The 16371-nt window shown below is 67.0% G+C and carries 16 protein-coding genes; 5 read left to right on the forward strand and 11 right to left on the reverse strand.

Annotated elements, in window-relative coordinates:
- Positions 1-3 precede the first annotated feature (3 nt).
- Positions 4-1794: an aminopeptidase P family protein gene (locus HV701_RS11270; RefSeq protein WP_175133147.1), complete on the forward strand. Its 1791-nt coding sequence runs from the start codon at positions 4-6 to the stop codon at positions 1792-1794.
- 8 nt (positions 1795-1802) lie between these two features.
- On the opposite strand, the gene HV701_RS11275 is transcribed toward HV701_RS11270, so the two are convergent.
- Positions 1803-2807 (reverse strand): hypothetical protein, encoded by a 1005-nt coding sequence (locus tag HV701_RS11275; protein ID WP_175133148.1) that lies wholly within the window; start codon positions 2805-2807, stop codon positions 1803-1805.
- Between the two features lie 196 nt (positions 2808-3003).
- On the opposite strand from HV701_RS11275, the gene HV701_RS11280 reads away from it, so the two are divergent.
- The 4 genes from HV701_RS11280 to ftsB all read left to right on the forward strand — a co-directional run bounded on the left by HV701_RS11280 (position 3004) and on the right by ftsB (position 6916).
- The gene (locus HV701_RS11280; RefSeq protein WP_175133149.1) at positions 3004-4656 is read left to right on the forward strand and encodes a CTP synthase; all 1653 of its coding nucleotides are present in this window, start codon (positions 3004-3006) and stop codon (positions 4654-4656) included.
- Positions 4657-4883: 227 nt separating this feature from the next.
- On the forward strand, positions 4884-5168 hold the full coding sequence (locus HV701_RS11285; protein WP_006389344.1) for a DUF1330 domain-containing protein: 285 nt from the start codon (positions 4884-4886) through the stop codon (positions 5166-5168).
- A 4-nt stretch (positions 5169-5172) separates the two neighbouring features.
- On the forward strand, positions 5173-6459 hold the full coding sequence (gene eno / locus HV701_RS11290) for a phosphopyruvate hydratase (RefSeq protein WP_054450719.1): 1287 nt from the start codon (positions 5173-5175) through the stop codon (positions 6457-6459).
- Between the two features lie 64 nt (positions 6460-6523).
- On the forward strand, positions 6524-6916 hold the full coding sequence (gene ftsB, locus HV701_RS11295) for a cell division protein FtsB (protein WP_175133150.1): 393 nt from the start codon (positions 6524-6526) through the stop codon (positions 6914-6916).
- A gap of 19 nt (positions 6917-6935) precedes the next feature.
- Here the strand turns inward: ftsB and HV701_RS11300 are convergent, their stop codons facing one another.
- The 10 genes from HV701_RS11300 to HV701_RS11345 all read right to left on the reverse strand — a co-directional run.
- A complete protein-coding gene (locus HV701_RS11300) occupies positions 6936-7580 on the reverse strand; it encodes a pilus assembly protein (protein ID WP_175133151.1) in 645 nt (214 codons plus the stop codon).
- Positions 7581-7651: 71 nt separating this feature from the next.
- Positions 7652-8581 carry an Hsp33 family molecular chaperone HslO gene (gene hslO, locus HV701_RS11305; protein WP_175133152.1) on the reverse strand — a complete coding sequence of 310 codons (930 nt, stop codon included), beginning with the start codon at positions 8579-8581 and terminating at the stop codon, positions 7652-7654.
- A 75-nt stretch (positions 8582-8656) separates the two neighbouring features.
- Positions 8657-9178 carry a gamma carbonic anhydrase family protein gene (locus tag HV701_RS11310; protein ID WP_175133153.1) on the reverse strand — a complete coding sequence of 174 codons (522 nt, stop codon included), beginning with the start codon at positions 9176-9178 and terminating at the stop codon, positions 8657-8659.
- A 48-nt stretch (positions 9179-9226) separates the two neighbouring features.
- Positions 9227-10894: an acetate--CoA ligase gene (locus HV701_RS11315; protein ID WP_175133154.1), complete on the reverse strand. Its 1668-nt coding sequence runs from the start codon at positions 10892-10894 to the stop codon at positions 9227-9229.
- Between the two features lie 128 nt (positions 10895-11022).
- Entirely contained in the window at positions 11023-11895 is an 873-nt protein-coding gene (locus HV701_RS11320) for a UDP-2,3-diacylglucosamine diphosphatase (RefSeq protein ID WP_175133155.1), read from the reverse strand.
- Between the two features lie 105 nt (positions 11896-12000).
- Positions 12001-12717 (reverse strand): site-2 protease family protein, encoded by a 717-nt coding sequence (locus HV701_RS11325; protein ID WP_175133156.1) that lies wholly within the window; start codon positions 12715-12717, stop codon positions 12001-12003.
- A gap of 3 nt (positions 12718-12720) precedes the next feature.
- Positions 12721-13629, reverse strand: coding sequence for a DUF2167 domain-containing protein (locus HV701_RS11330; RefSeq protein ID WP_175133157.1), 909 nt, complete (start codon positions 13627-13629; stop codon positions 12721-12723).
- A 141-nt stretch (positions 13630-13770) separates the two neighbouring features.
- Entirely contained in the window at positions 13771-14295 is a 525-nt protein-coding gene (locus HV701_RS11335) for an RDD family protein (protein ID WP_175133158.1), read from the reverse strand.
- A 155-nt stretch (positions 14296-14450) separates the two neighbouring features.
- Positions 14451-14639 carry a hypothetical protein gene (locus HV701_RS11340; RefSeq protein ID WP_006393542.1) on the reverse strand — a complete coding sequence of 63 codons (189 nt, stop codon included), beginning with the start codon at positions 14637-14639 and terminating at the stop codon, positions 14451-14453.
- Between the two features lie 256 nt (positions 14640-14895).
- Positions 14896-16371: THUMP domain-containing protein (locus tag HV701_RS11345; protein ID WP_254595161.1), on the reverse strand; the 1476-nt coding region annotated here is incomplete at its 5' end.

Below are 16371 nucleotides of genomic sequence, written 5' to 3' on the forward strand. Positions count from 1 at the left end.
CCCATGTCCAGCACCGACGCCCGTATCGCCCAACTGCGGCAGGCCATGCGCCGCCACGGCCTTTCCGCCTATATCGTGCCGTCCTCGGACCCGCACCTGTCCGAATACCTGCCGGCGCGCTGGCAGGGCCGGCGCTGGCTGTCGGGCTTCACGGGCTCGGTGGGCACCCTGGTCGTGACGGCCGATTTCGCCGGCCTGTGGGTCGACAGCCGCTATTGGGTGCAGGCCGAGGCGCAGCTGGCCGGCACCGGCGTGCAACTGATGAAGATCGCCGTCGCCACCACGCCGGGCCATGTGGACTGGCTGGCCGCCAACACCCGCGCCGGCGACGTCATCGGTGTCGATGGGCAGGTGCTGGGGTTGGCCGCGTACCGCGCGCTGGCGGCGGCTGCCGCCGCATCGGGCGCGACGTTGGAAATCCGCGCCGACCTGCTGGACGAGATCTGGACCGATCGCGCCGGCCTGCCGCAGGCCGCGATCTACGAGCACGTGGCGCCGCAGGCCTGCGTCACGCGCGCCGACAAGCTGGCCCAGGTGCGCGCGGCCATGCGCGCCCATGGCGCCGACGTGCATTTCGTCAGCACGCTCGATGACATCGCCTGGCTGTTCAACCTGCGCGGCGCCGACGTCGACTACAACCCGGTGTTCGTCGGCCATGCCTTGATCGGCCTGGATCACGCCACGCTGTTCGTGGCCGACGGCAAGATCGACGCCGCCCTGCGCGCCACGCTGGCCGTCGACGGCGTCGAGGTGGCCGATTACGCCCAGGCCGCCGACGCGCTGGCCTCGCTCGAACTCGACCAGAAGCTGCTGATCGACCCGGCCCGCGTCACCTGCGGCGTGTTCCACGCGATGGACCCGGCCGTGCCGCGCGTCGAAGCCATCAACCCGTCCACCCTGATCAAGTCGCGCAAGACCGACGCCGAGCTGGCCAATGTCCGCCAGGCCATGGCGCAGGACGGGGCCGCCCTGTGCGAATTCTTCGCCTGGTTCGAAGGCGCGCTGGGCAACGAGCGCATCACCGAACTGACCATCGACGAGCAGATCACCGCCGCGCGCGCCCGCCGCCCGGACTACGTTTGCCCCAGCTTCGCCACCATCGCCGGCTTCAACGCCAATGGCGCCATGCCGCATTACCGCGCCACGGCCGAGTCGCACGCCACCATCGAGGGCGACGGCCTGCTGCTGATCGATTCCGGCGGCCAGTACCTGGGCGGCACCACCGACATCACCCGCGTGGTCGCGGTGGGCACGCCCAGCGCCGACCAGAAGGTGGATTTCACGCTGGTGCTCAAGGGCATGATCGCCTTGTCGCGCGCCTCGTTCCCGCGCGGCACGCCGTCGCCCATGCTGGACGCCATCGCGCGCGCGCCGATCTGGGCTGGCGGCGCCGAATACGGCCACGGCACCGGCCACGGGGTGGGCTACTTCCTGAACGTGCACGAAGGTCCGCAGGTCATTTCCTACCGCGCGGCCCCCGGACCGCACACGGCGATGGAGCCGGGCATGATCACCTCCAACGAACCCGGCATCTATCGTCCGGGCCGCTGGGGCGTGCGCATCGAGAATCTGGTGGCCAACCGCGCCTGGCTGACATCCGAGCTGGGCGAGTTTCTGTGCTTCGAGACGCTGACGCTATGCCCGATCGATACGCGTTGCATCGAGGTGTCGCTGCTGCGCGCCGACGAGATCGCCTGGCTGAACGACTATCACGAAACGGTATTCGAGCGCCTGTCGCCGCTGGTGCAGGGAGAGGCGCTGGCCTGGCTGGCGCGTCGTACCGCCGCCATCTGAGCGCGACGTCAAGCCGGGTTGGCTCGCGGCGGTTCCGCGCGCCGGTAAAACAGCCGCGCGCCAGCCCGGCAGGCCAGCGCCAGCAGCACGCCATAGATCAGCAGCGACAGTACGGTCGTCGTCTGCATCTGGGCGGCCCGCATGATCTGGCGCCAGCTCATGGCGTTGAGAACGAGCAGGGCCAGGCCGACCCCGAGAGCCTGTGTCAGCCAGAATGCGAAGGTGCCGTGGGCGAACGCGCGACCGAATCCGGCCGGGCCCAGGTGTCCGGGCAGGCTCTTCAGGCACGTCCACGCTGCCAGCGCCAAGACCAGGGCCGGCAGCACCCAGTAGCCCAGGGCGTAGTCCAGCCACTGCTGCGAGCTGGCATAGGCCATGAAGTACGCGCCCACTATCAGCCCGACCTGCAATTGCCAGAGCAGCAGCGTCAGCGCGGCGATCCATGCCGCGTGGCGCGGGCGATAGGGCGGGGGGAGCGCCCCGGCGTCGGGGGTAACGCTCCAGGCGGCGATGCGCACCGCCAGCCAGCCGCCCAGGATCGCCAGCAGGAGGGCGCACACTTTGACCGGCAGGACCATCAGCAGCATGCGCGCCGGACCGGAACGGCCGAAGGCGTTGTCCAGCCATTCCTTGTGATCGGTGACGAGCGAATAAAAGCCATGATGCAGCAGCGCCTGCCCGGCCGAAACCAGGACGAACAGCACCAGGGACATCGCCAACAGCACCGCCACCAGTCGGCGCGGCCGGTCAACACCGCCAGCGCCGTGGCGCCGCAGCCAACCTTGCATGGTGCACCAGGTCACCAGGCCGATCAGCAGGCTGCCGGCGACGATCTGCACCACGGTCGTGGCGGCCATGTCGGGGCGCGCATAGGTCTGGCGCAAAAGCCCGGCCATCGGCGAGGCCGTCAGAAGATAGGCTTGGACCAGGGTGTTGCCCAGCAGCTGCAGGCCGGCCGCGATGAGGGCCAGGTGCCAGGCCAGGGCATTCGGACGGGTGGACGGAATGATCATCGACGGTGCCGCTCCTCGGTGTGTCAAAAACGGGGACGAACATAGCATGAAGCCTGCGCGGCGGGCGCGACAGGCCGGCGACCGGATGCAGCCAAATGTTACTCCTGGGCGCTAAGGGAAAACCCAGACAAGTTCCGCCTCCCGGCTATAATCCAAATTTCCCGCACGCGCCCGCTCGTCCCGGGCGCTTATTACGATGACCAAATACGTATTTGTCACCGGCGGAGTGGTGTCTTCCCTGGGCAAGGGCATCGCCGCTGCGTCGCTTGCCGCCATCCTCGAGTCGCGTGGTCTGCAGGTCACCATGCTCAAGCTCGACCCCTACATCAACGTCGATCCGGGCACCATGAGCCCGTTCCAGCATGGGGAAGTGTTCGTCACGGAAGACGGCGCCGAAACCGACCTGGACCTCGGCCACTACGAGCGTTTCGTGTCCGCCCGCATGCACAAGGTGAACAACTTCACCACCGGGCAGATCTACGAATCGGTGCTGCGCAAGGAGCGCCGTGGCGACTACCTGGGCAAGACCGTCCAGGTGATCCCGCACATCACCAATGAAATCCAGGACTTCATCGCCCGTGGCGCCGATGCCGCCTGGAATGGCAACACCGATGTCGCCATCGTCGAGATCGGCGGCACTGTCGGCGACATCGAGTCGCTGCCATTCCTGGAGGCCGCGCGCCAGATGAGCCTGCGCATGGGCCGCAACAATGCCGCCTTCGTGCACCTGACGCTGGTGCCGTTCATCCCGTCGGCCGGCGAACTCAAGACCAAGCCGACTCAGCACTCGGTGCAGAAGCTGCGCGAAATCGGCATCTACCCGAACGCGCTGCTGTGCCGCGCCGACCGTCCCATCCCGGACGACGAGCGCGCCAAGATCTCGATGTTCTCCAACGTCCCCCTGGACGCCGTCATCTCGGTGTGGGATGCTGACTCCATCTACAAGATCCCGGCCATGCTGCACAAGCAGGGCGTGGACAACATCGTCTGCGAAGCGCTGGGCCTGACCCCGCCGCCGGCCGACCTGTCCATGTGGGACAACCTGGTCTACGCGCTCGAACACCCCGAGCACCAGCTCACCATCGGCATGGTCGGCAAGTACGTCGACCTGACCGAATCGTACAAGTCGCTGACCGAAGCCCTGGTGCACGCCGGCATCCACACGCGCTCGAAGATCAACATCGAGTACATCGATTCCGAAGACATCGAGACCCGCGGCACCGACCAGCTCAAGCACCTGGACGCCATCCTGGTGCCGGGCGGTTTCGGCAAGCGCGGCACCGAAGGCAAGATCGCCGCCATCCGCTACGCCCGCGAAAACGGCGTGCCCTACCTGGGCATCTGCCTGGGCATGCAATTGGCCGTGATCGAGTTCGCGCGCCATGTGGCCGGCCTGGGCGGCGCCAACAGCACCGAATTCGATCCCTCCGCGCCGCACCCCGTGGTGGCCCTGATCACCGAATGGATGGACCGCGAAGGCAAGGTCGAAAAGCGTGACAACTCGTCCGACCTGGGCGGCACCATGCGCAAGGGCGCGCAGCGCGTGCCGGTCAAGCCGGGCACCCGCGCCCAGTCGATCTACGGCGACGAGGTCAACGAGCGCCATCGCCATCGCTACGAAGTCAACAACGTCTACGTGCCGCGTCTGGAAGAGGCCGGCATGGTGATCAGCGCGCGCACCCCGACCGAGAACCTGCCGGAAATCATGGAACTGCCCGACCACCCCTGGTTCGTCGGTGTCCAGTTCCACCCGGAGTTCACGTCCACGCCGCGTGACGGTCATCCGCTGTTCTCCAGCTACATCCGCGCCGCCATCGAGCAGAAGGCCCGCCGCGGCCAGGGAGCGTAATGGAAACCGGCGGCACCGAGCCGCGCATCCGCGCCGCCCGGGCCGCCGGCCTTGTCCCCGTCTCCGCTCCTGGTGGACAATCCGCTGTGGCCCAGGGCCGTGGCGCTGCTTTCGGATACAACCACTTAGCATCGGACAGGCACGGCCCGGCCGTGTTGCGCGACACTGCCCGTGTCATGCGGTCCGGCGCCGCGACCCCATCAACGCAACTGCCCTGAAGGAACCCCATGAGTGCCTATCTCATCGCCGACGTCACCGTGACCAAGCCCGCGCAGTACGAGGATTACAAGCGTCTGTCCACGCTCGCCATGCGCGCGTACGATGCCAAGATCCTGGTGCGCGGCGGCGAATCCCGGCACCTCGAGGGGCGTGAGCCCGGCCGTACCGTCGTCATGGAGTTTCCGTCCATGGCCGCGGCCCAGGCTTTCTACGACTCCTGGCAGTACCGGCGCGCCCGCAATGCCCGCGAAGGCGCGGCCGTCATGAATATGTTTATCGTTCAGGGAATGTAAAGTCATGAGTGCAATTGTCGATATCATCGGCCGCGAGATCCTGGATTCTCGCGGCAACCCGACCGTCGAATGCGACGTGTTGCTGGAATCCGGCGCCATGGGTCGCGCGGCCGTGCCGTCGGGCGCGTCCACCGGCGCCCGCGAAGCCATCGAGCTGCGCGACGGCGACAAGAGCCGTTACCTCGGCAAGGGCGTGCTGCGCGCCGTCGAGAACCTCAATACCGAAATCTCGGAAGCGCTGATGGGCCTGGACGCCCAGGAGCAGACCTTCGTCGATCGCACCCTGATCGAGCTGGACGGCACCGAGTCCAAGGAACGCCTGGGCGCCAATGCCATCCTGGCCGCCTCGATGGCCGTGGCCCGCGCCGCCGCCGACGAGTCGGGCCTGTCGCTGTACCGCTACTTCGGCGGCAGCGGCCCCATGAGCATGCCGGTGCCGATGATGAACGTCATCAACGGCGGCGCGCACGCCAACAACACCCTCGACCTGCAGGAACTGATGATCCTGCCGGTGGGCGCGGGCAGCTTCCGCGAGGCCCTGCGTTGGGGCGCCGAAGTCTTCCACATGCTCAAGAAGCTGATCCACGGCCAGGGCATGTCCACCGCGGTCGGCGACGAGGGCGGTTTCGCCCCCAACGTGGCCAGCCATGAAGCCGCCATCCAGCTGATCCTGAAGGCCATCACCGAAGCCGGCTACGAGCCGGGCACGCAAATCGCCCTGGGCCTGGATTGCGCCAGCTCCGAGTTCTACCGCGACGGCAAGTACACCCTGGCCGGCGAAGGCGGCATTTCGCTGTCCTCGCAGGAATTCACCAACCTGCTGGCCACCTGGTGCGACAAGTATCCGATCATCTCGATCGAGGACGGCATGGCCGAAAACGACTGGGAAGGCTGGAAGCTGCTGACCGACCAGCTCGGCAAGAAGGTGCAACTGGTGGGCGACGACCTGTTCGTCACCAATACCAAGATCCTGCGCGAGGGCATCCAGAAGGGCGTGGCCAACTCGATCCTCATCAAGATCAACCAGATCGGCACCCTGACCGAGACCTTCGCCGCCATCGAAATGGCCAAGCGCGCCGGCTACACCGCCGTCGTCTCGCACCGTTCGGGCGAAACCGAGGATTCGACCATCGCCGACATCGCCGTGGCCACCAACGCCATGCAGATCAAGACCGGCTCGCTGTCGCGTTCGGATCGCATGGCCAAGTACAACCAGTTGCTGCGCATCGAGGAAGAACTGGCCGAGGTCGCGTCGTATCCTGGCCTGGAAGCCTTCTACAACTTGCGTTAATGTAAGCGGGCCGCGGCAGGCGCCGCGGCCTTGTTAGCGCCACGACTGCTGAGGGTTCCTGCGTATGCGCCTGTTGTTCCTGGTGCTGTTCGTGCTGGTAGGCCTGATCCAATACCCCCTTTGGCTGGGTAAGGGCGGCTGGTTCAAGGTCTGGGACCTGCAACGCCAGGTGGCTGAGCAGCGCGAGACCAACGACGGCCTGCGCGCGCGCAACGCCGCGCTGGAAGCCGAGGTGCGCGATCTGGACAATGGCACCGGCGCCATCGAGGAACGCGCCCGCGGCGAGCTGGGCATGATGCGCGAAGGCGAGGTCTTCGTGCATATCCTGCCGCAGAACACCCAACCGCCCGCGGGCGGCGCCGCGCTGGCCACCGATGCGGCCACGCCCGCGCGCGCCAATGCCTCCCATCCCGCTCAACCCGCCAACGTCGGCCCGTCCGGCGGCACGCGTCACTGATTCCTCGCCACGCGTCCGCTCAAGGGCAGCGCAGGCGACGGCAAGCCCCTAGCACCATCCCGGCCGGATACGGCTGGCTGGCCCGCCGTTCTGGCGGACCGGCGTGCATTTCCATTTCGATTTCCAGGCCAATCGGTGCCAGGCCGCGCGCCCGGGCCCGGCCGGCATAGCTGCCGTCGTCGCTGCCGGCCAACATCGCCAGCAGCGCCCGCACCGGTGCCAGCAGGGGACGGTACAGGTAGGTCAGCCGCAGCCTGAGCGTGCCGGCACGGCTCTGGGCGGGATCGCGCGGGGAGACTGGCGGCGCGGGCAGCAGGATTTCGATGCGCCAGGGCGGGGCGCCCATCAGGGCGGCGTCGCGTTCGAGCGCTCGGGTCAGCCGCAGGCGGGCGCCCGCCTCGCCACCGGGGCCGGCATGGAGCGGCAACAGCGCCTGCAGGAAGGCCGCGCGCATGTGGAAGGGGTCGGCCCGCGCCGTGCTCGCTGCGCGGGCCGCCTGCAACAGCGCCAGATGGGCGACCTGGCGGGCGAGCTGCCAGCGGGCAGCCTCGAATGCCAGCAGGGCCAGCAGCAGCACCGTGGCCGCGGCCACGGTGAATTCGACGGCGGCGGTGCCCGCTTGACGGGGGCAGGGGCGCGAAGGGGCGTGAAAAAAGGCGGTCATGTCCGGCCAGTGTGGCGCGGGCATGACCGCCTGTCGATGGGTACAAACCGAGGGCTGGCCCCCGCCCGGGGTCAGTGCACGGTGGGCGGCGTCTGGTCGCTGGCGGGCGGGTTGCCGGTGAACAGCGCGGCGCAATCGACCGCGTCGAAGGCATAGGGTTTGCCGCAGAAATCGCACGAGACATCGACCTGCCCGCGTTCAGCCAGGATGTCCTTGACCTCGGCTTCTCCCAGCGAGCGCAGCATGTTGGCGACGCGTTCACGGGTGCAGGGGCAGTGCCAGCGCACCGGTGCGGGCTCGAAGGCCACCAGGGTCTCTTCCCAGAACAGGCGGTGGATCAGCGTGTCGATATCGGTCGCCAGCAATTCGTCGCGCTTGAGCGTGGCGGCCAGCGCCGAGGTGCGATCCCAGGTCTCGCTGGCGGCCTGCTCGCTCAGCGCCGCCGAGTCGGAACCGCCGTGGTACGGCAGGCGCTGGATCAGCATGCCGGCGGCATGCTCGGCGTCAGCCGCCAGCCAGAGGCGGGTGTCGAGTTGTTCGGAGGCTTTCATGTAGTGCTGCAGCGCCTCGGCGACGGTATCGCCTTCCAGCGGGACGATGCCCTGGTAGGCCTGCTGGCCCGGCACCTTGGCCTGCGGGTCCAGCACCACGATGAAGCGGCCGTTGCCGCCCGGGTTCAGCAGGCTTTGCATGTCGCCTTCGGCCGGCACCACATGGCCTTCGCGTATCTTGACGGTGGCGCGCAGGCTGAGGTCGGAACGGCATTCCACCACCAGCAGGGCGATCGGGCCGTCGCCCTGGATCTGCAGCACCAGCGAACCATCGAACTTGATGTTGGCGGCCAGCAGGGTGGAGGCGGCCACCAGCTCGCCCAGCAGATGGGTGATGGCGGGCGGGTAGTCGTGGTTGGCCTGGGCGGCCTTCCAGGTATCCGTGAGGCGCACCGCTTGGACGCGGACGCTGCGGTCTTCGAGGAGGTATTTTTTAAGCTGATCGGTCATGGGGGAATGTTAGCCGATCGGACGGCCGATTCCCCCTGCCGGCGACAGGGGCGCAGGGCGATCCCGGCGGCGGTCTCAGGCCAGCCGTTTCAGGGCCGTCTTGTAGTGTTGGCCGCGCGCCACGTAATGGGCGGTGTTCTTGTGCAGATTGGCGATTTCCTCGGCCGACAGCTCGCGCACGATCTTGCCGATGCCGATGACCAGGGAATTGTCTGGAATGACCCGGTCTTCCGGGACGATGGCGCCGGCGCCGATCAGGCAGTTGCGGCCGATCACGGCGTTGTTGAGCACAATCGCCTGCATGCCCACCAGCGCGCCTTCATGGATGGTGCAGCCGTGCAGCATGGCCTGGTGGCCCACGGTGACGTTGGGGCCGATGGTCATGGGACAGCCACTATCCACATGCAGCACGCTGCCTTCCTGGATATTGGTGCCCTGGCGGACCAGAATGGCGTCGTTGTCGCCGCGGATCGAGACGTGCGACCAGATACTGACCCCGGCTTCCAGCGTGACGTTGCCGATGATGTCGGCGCTGTCGGCCACGTAGGCCGCGGGGTCGATGCGGGGGATGAGGTCGTCGAGCTGGTAAATGGGCATGCCCTGTCTCCGGAATACTGCGGCGGGTCGCTGCCGGACCCGTCCGCGTCATTGTGGCCTGGGCGTACGCGCGCGTTCTTCTTCGCGCAGGCGCAGGATGCGACGCTGGATTTTACCGGTGGTGGTCATGGGCAGTTCTTCGACGAATTCGATTTCCTTGGGGTACTCGTAGGGCGCCAGGCGCTCGCGCACGTGCTCCTGCAGGTTCTCGACGATGTCATCGCGGTCGCGCTGGGCGAATTCGGGCGTCAACACCACATAGGCCTTGACCACCGCGCCGCGCTCGGCGTCCGGTTTAGGCACCACCGCGGCATTGGCCACGGCCGGATGGCCGATCAGGCAACTCTCGATCTCGCCAGGCCCGATGCGGTAGCCGGACGACTTGAACACGTCGTCGGCGCGACCGGCATACCAGAGGTAGCCATCGGCATCGATCCGCGCCAGGTCGCCCGTCAGGCACCAGTCGCCCTTGAACTTGGCCTGGGTGGCGGCCTCGTTGCGCCAGTAGCCCAGGAACATCACCGGATCGGGGTACCCGTGGATGTCGTAGCGATTGACGGCGATTTCGCCGGTTTCCCCCGCCTTTACCGGTTGGCCGGCGTCGTCCAGCACCGCGACTTGGTGGCCGGGGTAGGGGCGTCCCATGCTGCCGGCCCGGGCCGGCCAGCGCTTCTGGCTGTTGCCGACCACGTAATTCATCTCGGTCTGGCCGAACATCTCGTTGGGCGTCACGCCCAGAGCCGATTGGCACCAGCCGAACACGGTGTCGCCGACGCTTTCGCCCGCGCTCATGATCGAGCGCAGGGCCAGCTGATAGCGGCTGCGCGGCTCGGGAACCGCCTTCATCATCATCTTCAGCGCGGTCGGGAACAGGAAGGTGTTGGTGACCTGGTAGCGCTCCATCAGCTCGAATGCGCGCTCGACCGAGAAACGGCCGCGGGTGCCGACGATGGGGTGGCCGAAATACAGGGTGGGCAGCAGCGCGTCCATCATGCCGCCGGTCCAGGCCCAGTCGGCGGGCGACCAGAACACGTCCGCCGGACGGGGGAACCAGTCCTGCGAGGCGACGAAGCCCGGCAGGTTGCCGATCAGCGCGCTGTGCGGCAGCAGGGCGCCCTTGGGCGCGCCGGTGGTGCCAGAGGTATAGAGCAGGATGGCCGGGTCCGACGAGCGCGTCGGCACCGCCTTGAATTCACTGGGCTGGCGTGCCAGCAGGCTGCGCCAGGGCAGCACGCGTTCGTCGGCGAAGCCGATGCCGATGATCTGTTGCAGGTTGGGGCAGTTGTCGCTGACCGCCAGCAGATTGGCGCTGGAGGCATGGTCGACGATGGCCACGCGGGTCTCGGAATCGCACAGCCGGCTCTGCAGCGCCTCAGGGCCGAACAAAGCCGACAATGGCAGCACCACGGCGCCCACGCTGTAGATCGCCATGTGCGCGACCACGGTTTCAGGGCGTTGTCCCAAAACCACACCGACGCGGTCGCCGCGGCCCACGCCCATCTTCACCAGGCCATTGGCGAGCTGATTGGCGGCCTCGGCCAGTCGCGCATAGGTCCAGACCTCGCGGTTGCCGGCTTCATCTTCGTAGTAGATGGCGATGCGCCGCGCATCCGGACTACTGGATGCCCAGCGGTGGCAGCACGCTTCCGCGATGTTGAACTGGGTGGGAACCAGCCAGCGGAATGTTTGGTAGAGCACCTGATATTGGTCGTTCATGGCCCTATGTTGTGAGCATGTTGCAGCGTGAACGGGTCAGTTTTTGCCCGTTGCCCCAATCGCAAGCATGACCTAGAGGGCCGTGAACTGCAATATCCCCGTTGCGTAACGGGGACGTATAAGGGTTATCACGGGTGTTTGCCCTGGCGGCGCAACGCCGACGGCAGCGCCGGCAGGGACAGCGAGCGCGGCTTGCGCTGCGCCGGATCGGCCTGGCGCTCGGCCTGGATCGCGGCCCAGTCCAACAACTGCAGCTGGCCGTCGTGGGTCTCGGCCAGGGCCGACAGGCTTTCCACCCAGTCGCCGTCGTTGCAGTACAGAATGCCCCCCACGTCGCGCAGCTCAGCCTTGTGGATGTGGCCGCAGACCACCCCGTCCAGGCCGCGGCGGCGGGCCTCGCCGGCCAGCGCTTCCTCGAAATCGGTGATGAACGACACTGCGTTCTTGACCTTGTGCTTGAGATACTGCGACAGCGACCAGTAGTGCAGTCCCATGCGGTGGCGCAGGCGATTGAAATGATGGTTGAGCCACAGTGCCAATTGGTACAGGCCGTCGCCCAGGTGCGCCAGCCAGCGGCTGTGCTGGATCACGCCGTCGAATTGATCGCCGTGCAGCACCAGCAGGCGCATGCCCTTGGCGGTCACGTGCACGTCTTCATCCAGGATTTCGATGTCGCCGAAGGCGTAGCCGGCGAACTCGCGCGCGAACTCGTCATGGTTGCCCGGGATGAACACGACCCGGGTGCCGTTGCGGGCCTTGCGCAGGATGCGCTGGATCACGTCATTGTGGGCCCGCGGCCAGTGCCAATGCTTGCGCAGTTGCCAGCCATCGACGATGTCGCCCACCAGGTAGAGGGTGTCGGAATCGTTGTGCTCGAGGAAATCCAGCAGGAACTCCGCCTTGCACCCGGCGGTGCCCAGGTGAATGTCGGAAATCCAGAGAGCGCGCCAGTGCGTAGGACGGATTTCGTTCACGGTGCTATCCATGGGGGCTGTCGTCATGCCTCGGAATGAAACCATGCGGCGATGACCGTGACATGAAAAATCCGTGACGCTGTTGTGACGGCAGCGTCCGCCGGATGCGGCCCGCCATCAGGAAAACGCGCGTCAGGCGCGCAGATGCCCCAGCATGTCGTGCACGTCGTGGGCCATGATGGCCAGCACGCAGACCAGCCCCAGGTAAGCGCAGGTATAGGTCAGCTTGCTTTCCAGCGTGGTGCCGTAATAGGCCTGGTTTTCAGGCAAGGACGGATCGTATTTGAAAGCCCGGATAACGTTGGGAAAGGCCAGCACGGCCACCAGGATCAGGATCGGGCTGGGCCGCCAGAAGAACAGCGCCACCAGCACCGGCACGCCCACCAGCCAGATGCGCGGCGACAGCACGGCGGTGATGCGGCCGCCGTCGAACGGCGACAGCGGGATCAGGTTGAACAGGTTGATGAAAAAGCCCGCGTAGGACAACGCCAGCAGCAGGTCGCTGCCGCTGCTGCGCGCCGCGAAGTAGCAGGCCAGCGACGCCACCGTGCCCGCCAGCGGGCCGCCCAGGCCGACATAGGCCTCGGTGTCGGCGTCATGCGGCATGTCCTTGAGCTGGATCCAGGCGCCCACGAACGGGATGAACACCGGCGCGCCCACATCCAGCCCGCGCTGGCGCGCGGCGACGTAGTGGCCCAGTTCGTGCACCAGCAGCAACAGCACGAAGCCGGCCGCGTAGCGCCAACCGAAAATGAAGGCGTAGACCGCCACCGACAGCAGCATGGTGCCGCCGGTGGCAAGCAGCTTGCCGAACTTCAGGCCCGAGAACAGCAGTAGCAGCAGCTTCATCGCTCAGGGCTGTTGCTGTTCGGCCTTCTTGCCGCGAAAGCGCTTCCACAGCCCGCCGCCCAGCGCCGCGGCGGCCAGGATGCCGACCTTGGCAAACTTGGCCAGGAACGCGGCGATCACGGCGAACAGGCCCAGCTTCTTGGCGGCGACGCCGGCAACCAGCGCGGCCAGGCCGTACTCGGCGACCTTGTCGGTGGACGAATTGAAGTCGGCGTAGCGCTTGCCTTCGACGTATTTCAGATTGTCCAGCAGGGTCAGCACCGCGGTCTTGTCCTTCGGCACCAGGTTCTTCTGGGTGATCAGGTCCAGCGTGATGTAGCCATCGCGGCCCAGCGCATAAGTGTTGTAGTTGACTGTGGGGTTGTCGTCGGCAGCCTCGCCTTTGTGCTTGACGGCCACCGACCAGACCAGGCGCTGGGTGCTGCTGTCGTACTTGGGCGCCTCGACCCAGCCGTCCATCACCAGCTCGGGGAAGCCGCGCTTTTTGCGCTCGACGTTGGATTCCTCGGTGCCCTCGCGCAGGCTGTCGAGCAGCTCGCTGACGTTCCAGTTCTTGGCGTCGTCGTCCTTGATGTAGCCGGCCTTGTCGAAATTGACCGTGATGACCCAGCCGTCATCGTCGCTCTTGGGCATGACCACGCCCAGCAGCGACGGGTCCTTGCCGTTGCCATAGGCCGCCATCAGGCGGTCGGCCTGGGCGCGCGGCACGAAGAACATCGATTCGGGCAGGCGCACCACGGCCTGATTGTCCAGCTTGATGTCGGCCGGGCCTTCCTGGGCGGCCGCGTAGGCGGCTTTCATGGCAGCCTCGATTTCCTGCTGCGCGGCGGCATTCTGCGCCAAGGCGCCCAGAGGCAGGAACAGCAGGGCGCTGGCGGCAGCCAGCGAGAGGCGGGAAAGGAAAGCGCGCATGATGATTCCAGGGCGTCTGTGAAAAGGGGCCCCATTGTCTTTGCGCGCGACTTTCAACTTTCTGAAAGCCATCACCAAATTCGCCGCACGATTTTGCCAGTTGTAAGCGGGTGTGTTCAGTACCCGTTCAGGCGTCCGATGTCAGCGCGGTCCACGTACTTTCTTGCGCTGCGGCGCATTGCGCAGGCGAGTACCGAGCAAGCGGTCGTGCAGGAACTGGCCGTCGGGATCGAACCACGACCAAACGAAGATCGTGAATGGCGCGGCCACGATGAACATGTCCATCGAAGGCCATCCGGTTGCGCTGGCGGCGGCCCAGACCACAGCGGCGCCCGCCAGCACCAGGGGCCAGGCGAGCACGTAGCGCAGGATCAGCCGCACGGTGGAGGGCGGATTGCCGTCGCGATCGACCAGGCGGATGTTCCAGGTCTTCATCGGCAGCGTCTGGCCGCGACGACGCCAGCACAACACGAAATACACGCCGATGGCCAGGAACAGCCAGGCCTGGCGCAGCGGCCTCAGCGCCAGCGCGTTGCGGCTCTGGGTCAGCGTGTCCATCAGGTAGCCCGCCAGGAACACCACGCCGAACAGCAGCACGGCTTCGTACATCATGCAGGCGAACCGGCGCAGCCGGTTGGGGGTCTGGTCGAGGAAGGCGTCGGTCATGGGCGGGTATCTTATCCGACAAAGCGGCGTATCCGCGGGCCGCGATGCAAGGGGAGCGCGCATAAAAAAAACCCGCCGGTAAGGGCGGGTCTATAAAAGGGGCTATGCAGCCCCCAAGGGGAAATCGTTCGGGCCGTCGGGCCCAGCGGCCTTGCTCAGGCGGCGGAGTGCGCGTTCTTGGCGCTCGTCTTGCCAGCCAGGGCGCGGACACCATGGGCCAGCTTACGCAGGCCCGCGGCCAACGCACGCATCGGATGCGGGCGGAACTGTTCTTCAATGGCCTGGAGCATCAGTTGGCGCTCGAGTTCGTCGGTCAGGCGGATGGTGTTGTTCGGGTTGATCACAATAGCCTCCACGGGCTTGCACAGTTTGTTTAGCTACTAGGGATAACCCGAATTATAGGGTTAACCCTGAAACTGTGCAAGTGCCTGGTGCGCATTGGCAACACCCTGGTGCTGATGATGCCCCAAATTGGCGCTGCGGGGCACCATCAGCAGGATACGGGCGCGGTATTGCTGCGCTTTTACAACGCGCGCGGGCAACGGCAAGGAGGGAGCTGAAGGAGCCCGGCCCGGGGGAAGTTCCCCGGGGCGCGGGGGGTCAGGCGTCGCGGTAACCGGCGGCGACCAGCTCGAAGCCGAACAGGCGGCAGTCCAGGCCGCCATTGTGCAGCGGCACGCGGCGCTTGGGCTTGAGGCGCATCTGGTTGGGCAGGGTCAGGTCGCTGGTGATGATGTGCAGCTGCCAGCCGGCGAAATTGCGTTTCAGGCAGGTGGCCCAGTCGCGCCACAGGTCCGCGTCCTGTTCGGTTGCCATGCGCTCGCCGTAGGGCGGATTGGTGACGATCCAGCCATGGTCGGCCGGTGCCTGCACTTCGCGGGCGTCGCCTACCTCGAAGCGGATGGTGTCCGCGGTGAGCCAGGCGCGTTCGGCGTTGTTGCGGGCAAATTCGATGGCCTGCGGATCGAGGTCGTAGCCGACCAGCGGTGTGTCCAGCTGCGGCAGGATGCGCGAGCGCGCATCGTCCTTCAGGTCGCGCCAGCGGTAGGCGTCGTGGCCGCGCAGGCGCTCGAAGCCGAACGGGCGCGAGATGCCGGGAGGCACGCCCAGCGCGATCCAGGCGGCCTCGATCAGGATGGTGCCGGAGCCGCAGAAGGGATCGAGCAGCGGCGCGGCCGGGTCCCAACCTGCCAGCGCCAGCATGCCGGCGGCCAGATTCTCGCGCAAGGGCGCATCGCCCTTGTCCAGGCGCCAGCCGCGCTTGAACAGCGATTCGCCCGAGGTATCCAGGTACAGCGTTGCGGTGTGGCCGGTCAGGAACAGGTGCACGCGCGCGTCGGGGCGCACCGTGTCGATGCTGGGCCGCTCGCCTTCCAGCTCGCGCAGGCGGTCGCAGATGCCGTCCTTGGCGCGCAGGTTGCAGTACTGCAGGCTCTGCACCGGGCTCTTGATCGCCGAGGTGTCGACGCGCAGGGTCTGTTCGGCGCCGAACCAGCGTTCCCAGGGGGTGTCGCGGGCGAGATCCAGTATGTCGTCTTCGTGCGAGATCTCGGCGTGGGCGACCTGCACCAGGATGCGGGTGGCCAGGCGCGAATACAGGTTGGCGCGCTGCACCCCGGCCCAGTCGGCGGTGAAGGAACAGCCGGCGCGGCCGGCCGTGGCATCGTCATAGCCCAGCGCCTGCATTTCGGCGGTCAGGGCTTCTTCCAGGCCTTGCGGGCACGGGGCGAAGACCTTGAAGCGCTCGGCCTGGCGCGGTTCGCGCGGGCGGCGCTCGCGGACCTCGACGGTGGGCGCGTGGTGGCGGGCGTCGCCCTGGCCGCGTGCAGGGGCGGTCGCGATCGGGGCGTCGTCGTCGTAATCGGGCTCGGGCGCGAAGTCGGGCGCCGGGCCGTCGTCTTCGAACGGATCGTAGAAGCGCCCGGCGGGCGTGGCCGGCGCGATGTACTGATCGTCCAGGCGCGGCGCGCGCTGCGGGGCGCGGCCCGCGCGCGGACCGTCGCTGCGTGGGCCATCACCACGGCGCGGGTTGTCGCCGCGCGCGCCTTCGCTGCGGCGCGGGGGGGCACTGCGCGG

The sequence above is a fragment of the Achromobacter pulmonis genome (genome assembly GCF_902859765.1).
In the GTDB taxonomy this organism is placed as follows: Bacteria; Pseudomonadota; Gammaproteobacteria; order Burkholderiales; family Burkholderiaceae_B; genus Achromobacter; species Achromobacter pulmonis.